The sequence below is a fragment of the Luteibacter sp. P4_D7_3 genome, from assembly GCF_056401735.1.
Genome location: NZ_JBFUIT010000317.1, coordinates 1 through 4,435, shown reverse-complemented (window position 1 = coordinate 4,435; position 4,435 = coordinate 1). Strand labels below are relative to the sequence as shown.

Sequence of the window (4,435 nt, the reverse complement as noted above, 5' to 3'; positions counted from 1 at the left end):
GCAGCCGGTCGCGAGCACCCATCGCCGATGAATCGGCTCCCACCATACAGAGAGCGGCGGTCAGGCCGTCGCCAAAGGGCGCTCGATGGCGGCGATACCGCTGCGTGCGTGATCGACGATCTCGCCAGCGAGACGCAGTGCATCGAGGAAGGCGTCGACCTCGTCGGCGCGCCCGGTGAACTCGGCGACCGACTGGTTTCCTGCGCGTTGCAGGAGCCGTCCGCCGAACTGGGCGAGGCACGCATCCACCGCACCGGCACTGGCTTCGACGTGGGCGACGAGGAGTTCCCGCTCCACGTGTTCGCGCCGGGTGATCTCCGCGATCTCGATCACATCGACGAGCTTTGCCGTTTGCTTGATGATCTGCTCGACAACGGCGTCGTCGCCGAACACCACGAGCGTGAGGCGTGACGCATCCACGTCGTGCGTGGCCGCCACGGTGAGCGATTCGATGTTGTAGCCCCGCGAGGCGAACAGACCGGCAACGCGCGCGAGTGCACCGGCTTCGTTCTGCAACAGCATGGAGATCAGGTGGCGCATGTCAGAACATTCCCGTGGGTTCGGCGGTGTCGGTCGCCGGCGCGTGGCGACTGGCGATCCAGTCGCCGGTGATCATCTCGGCGTAGGTCGATCCCGGGCCCACCATGGGATAGACGCCGGCATCCGGATCGATGATCACCTCGAGAAAGGCCGGGCCCTCGAAAGCGAGGAAGTCGGCGATGGTGGCGTCGATATCGTCCGGCTTGTCGAGGCGCTGCGCCCATTCGAAACCGTCGGCCTGGGCGGCGCGAACAAAATCTTTCTTATGCAGGCTCTTGTCCGAGGCTGAGAAGCGGCCCTTGAAGAACAGCTTCTGCCATTGGCGCACCATGCCGTCGCCAGCATTGTTCATCACGACGACTTTCACGGGAAGGTCGTACGTCGTCACCGTTTCGAGCTCACCGATGTTCATGCGGATGCTGGCATCGCCGTCGATGTCGATGAYGGTCAGGTCGCGCCTGGCGAACTGCGCGCCGATCGCTGCGGGCAGGCCGAAGCCCATCGTGCCCATGGATCCCGACGTCAGCCAGCGACGCGGCTCGCGGAAGTCGAAATACTGCGCCGCCCACATCTGGTGTTGGCCAACGCCCGTGCTGATGATGGCGCGCCCGTCGGTGATGCGGTTGATCGCCTCGATGACCACGCAGGGATGGATCGTTTCACCGTCGCGGCAGAAGTCCATGGCATGGCTTTTCTTCAGTGCGGCGACGTGGTCGTGCCAGGGAGCGTAGTCGGTTGTGAAGCCGATGCGCTGGCCGTAAGCGAGCAGGCGCTCCAGGGACGCGTCCAATGAACCGATATGGTGCCAGTCGACCGCCTTGACCTTACCGATCTCCGCAGGGTCGATATCGATCTGGGCAATCGCGCGTGCCTTCGGTGCGAACTTGGCCGGCACCCCGACCACCCGGTCATCGAACCGGGCACCGAGCGCGAAGACGAGGTCGCAATCGTCCATGGCATAGTTGGCATAGGCGGCGCCATGCATGCCCAGCATGCGCAGGGCGAGCGGGTCGGTGGTATCGAAACCGCCGATGCCCATCAGCGTCGTGACGACCGGCAGGCCGAACGCGCGTGCGAACTCCCGGAGTACGCCTGCGGCTCCGGCTGAAACGATGCCGCCACCTGCGTAGATCAGCGGCCGCTTAGACGCGGCGAGCATGGCGAAGAATTCGGCGCACTGAGTATCGTCGATGACGGCGGATTCCACCGCATGCAAGCGAGAACGGTAGCCGCGCACCGCAAGTTCGCGCCGGCCTTCGAAGATGAGTGGCGCGTTCTGGACGTCCTTGGGTATGTCGATAACCACGGGCCCTGGCCGCCCGCTCCGGGAGATATGAAATGCCGTGCGCAAGGTGGCCTCGAGCGTGGAAGCATCGGTCACCAGGAACACGTGTTTCGCGCAGGCGCCCATGATCGTTGTGATGGGCGCCTCCTGGAAGGCGTCGGTACCTATGGAGCCCGTGGGAACCTGGCCGCAGATCACGACCAGGGGAATCGAATCGGCCATGCAATCGCGCACCGGCGTCACGGCATTCGTGGCACCCGGTCCGGAGGTGACGAGTGCGACGCCCACGCGACCCGACGCGCGTGCATAGCCGGCCGCCATGAAGCAGGCACCCTGTTCGTTGGCGGGCACGATGAGCGGCAGGGATTCGCGGCCGTCGTCGTGGAGATGGCTTTCGTTGTAGCGGAATACCGCGTCGTACACAGGAAGGATGGCGCCACCGGAGTAACCGAAGAGTACGTCGAGGCCCTCGTCGGCAAGCACTTGCACGACGATGTCCGCCCCGGTCATGGACTGGCCAGCCAGGGGATGATTCACGGTTGGACGGCGAATGTCGCCGACGGATTCCAGTTGCGCGTTCACGGGTATGTGAGTCCTTTAACGTCGAAAAGCCTGAGCTCTTGTAGGCGCCGCTTCAGCGGCGAAGGGGGCTCGCCGCCATCGGCCCGCTGCCGCGGGATCGCCGGCATAGCCGGCTCCTACAGGGTTTCGGTCAGTCAGCTTTGGCCGGTTCGGCGGCTGGCTTTGGCTGGTTGGTGGCTAGCCAGGGCATGCGGGCGCGTAGCTGCGCACCGACCTTCTCGATCGGGTGATCGAGATCGCGCTGCTTGAACGCCTTGTAGTTGGGCAGGCCAGCCTTGTACTCGGCGGTCCATTCGCGGGCGAACGTGCCGTCCTGGATCTCGGTGAGCACCTGCTTCATGCGCTGCTTCGTACCTTCGTCGACGATGCGCGGGCCACGCGTGTAGTCGCCGTACTGCGCGGTCTCCGAAATGAACTCGAGCATGCGGGCGATGCCGCCCTCATAGAACAGGTCGACGATCAGCTTGAGCTCGTGCATCACCTCGTAATAGGCGATCTCCGGGCGATACCCTGCCTCGACGAGGGTTTCGAATCCCTTGATGACCAGTTCGCTGGCACCACCGCAGAGCACGGCCTGCTCACCGAACAGATCGGTCTCGGTTTCTTCCTTGAAGTCGGTTTCAATCAGCATCGCGCGTGCACCGCCGATGCCGGCGGCGTAGGCCGTGGCACGTTCGGTGGCATGGCCAGTGGCATCCTGGTGCACCGCGTAGAGGCAGGGTACACCGCGACCGATTTCATACTCGCGGCGGACGAGCGCGCCCGGACCCTTCGGTGCGACGAGCACCACGTCGATGTCCTTGCGTGGTTCGATCTGGCCGAAGTGCACGTTGAAGCCGTGGGCGAACAACAGCGTCGCGCCGGGCTTGATGTTCGGCTCGATCGAGTTCTTGTAGATCTCGGGCTGGGTCATGTCCGGCGTGAGCACGGCGATCAGGTCCGCACCGCGGACGGCATCACCGGGCTCGGCCACGGCGAAGCCGTCGACATACGCGCGGCTCCAGGACGGGCCACCGGGACGCAGGCCGACTACGACGTCGAGTCCGGAGTCCTTCAGGTTGAGCGCGTGTGCGCGGCCCTGGCTGCCGTAGCCGAGGACGGCGATACGGGCGTTCTGCAGCGGTGCGGTGGTGGCTTGCTTGTCGGTCACGGGGTGTCTCCTTGAGATTGCGAAGGTGTCATTCGGTGGTGGCTTGTTGTGGGAACCGATTCATCGGCGATTGGGGGTCGCGACACGGTCAGGGATTCGCCGATGAATCGGCTCCTACAGATGGGGGTGCTGGATAGGGTCAGTTACCGATGAGTTCCTGCGTCATGTCTTCTTCGTCGGATCGGCGTCGGGCGGGCGCCGTACCTGTCGCCGGCGCGTCGTCGAAGGCCTGGGTCACCGCGCCTTCCGCCGCCGAGCCAACCAGGCGCGCGTACTTCGCCAAAACCCCGCGCGTTACCTTGGGTGGTGTGGGTTGCCACGCGCCACGGCGCGAGGCGAGGTCGGCATCGGTACGCAGTTCGCGCGTCGATGCATCGATGAAGATGGCGTCGCCTTCGCGGAGCAGTCCGATCGGGCCACCGCGTGCGGCTTCGGGTGCGATGTGCCCGACCATGAAGCCGTGCGTGGCACCGCTGAAGCGGCCGTCGGTGATCAGCGCCACGTCGTTACCCAGTCCGCGACCGACCAGGGCAGCGGTGACGGCCAGCATCTCGCGCATGCCTGGACCGCCGGCAGGCCCTTCGTTACGAATGACCATGACATCGCCCGAGCGGATACGACCGGCCTGCACCGCGGCGAACGCCTCTTCTTCGCTTTCGAACACGCGGGCGGGACCCGCATGGCTGCTGCGACCGTGGCCGGCCAGTTTCAGGATGCAGCCTTCCGGCGAGAGGTTGCCGTAGAGGATGCTATATCCGCCGCGCGGCTTGAACGCATGAGCGACCGGGCGCACCACTTGCTGCCCGTCGGTTGCCGGCGGCGCGGCGTCCAGCTCTGCGAACAGGCTGCGGCCCGTGACCGTCGGTGTATCCGTCAAC

Annotated in this window: 3 protein-coding genes and 1 pseudogene; all 4 read right to left on the bottom strand. The window is 65.2% G+C overall.

Translation table 11 applies throughout. The features are described 5' to 3' along the window. Nucleotides 1-60: 60 nt before the first annotated feature. Complete coding sequence (gene ilvN / locus AC1DSN_RS18885; RefSeq protein ID WP_063572546.1) at nucleotides 61-540, bottom strand: acetolactate synthase small subunit; 480 nt, start codon at nucleotides 538-540, stop codon at nucleotides 61-63. A gap of 1 nt (nucleotide 541) precedes the next feature. Next, a complete protein-coding gene (gene ilvB, locus AC1DSN_RS18880; protein WP_477332204.1) occupies nucleotides 542-2,335 on the bottom strand; it encodes a biosynthetic-type acetolactate synthase large subunit in 1,794 nt (597 codons plus the stop codon). Nucleotides 2,336-2,537: 202 nt separating this feature from the next. Next, complete coding sequence (gene ilvC, locus AC1DSN_RS18875; RefSeq protein ID WP_213949171.1) at nucleotides 2,538-3,557, bottom strand: ketol-acid reductoisomerase; 1,020 nt, start codon at nucleotides 3,555-3,557, stop codon at nucleotides 2,538-2,540. Between the two features lie 139 nt (nucleotides 3,558-3,696). Next, nucleotides 3,697-4,435, bottom strand: a pseudogene (locus AC1DSN_RS18870) (dihydroxy-acid dehydratase); the annotation flags it as partial.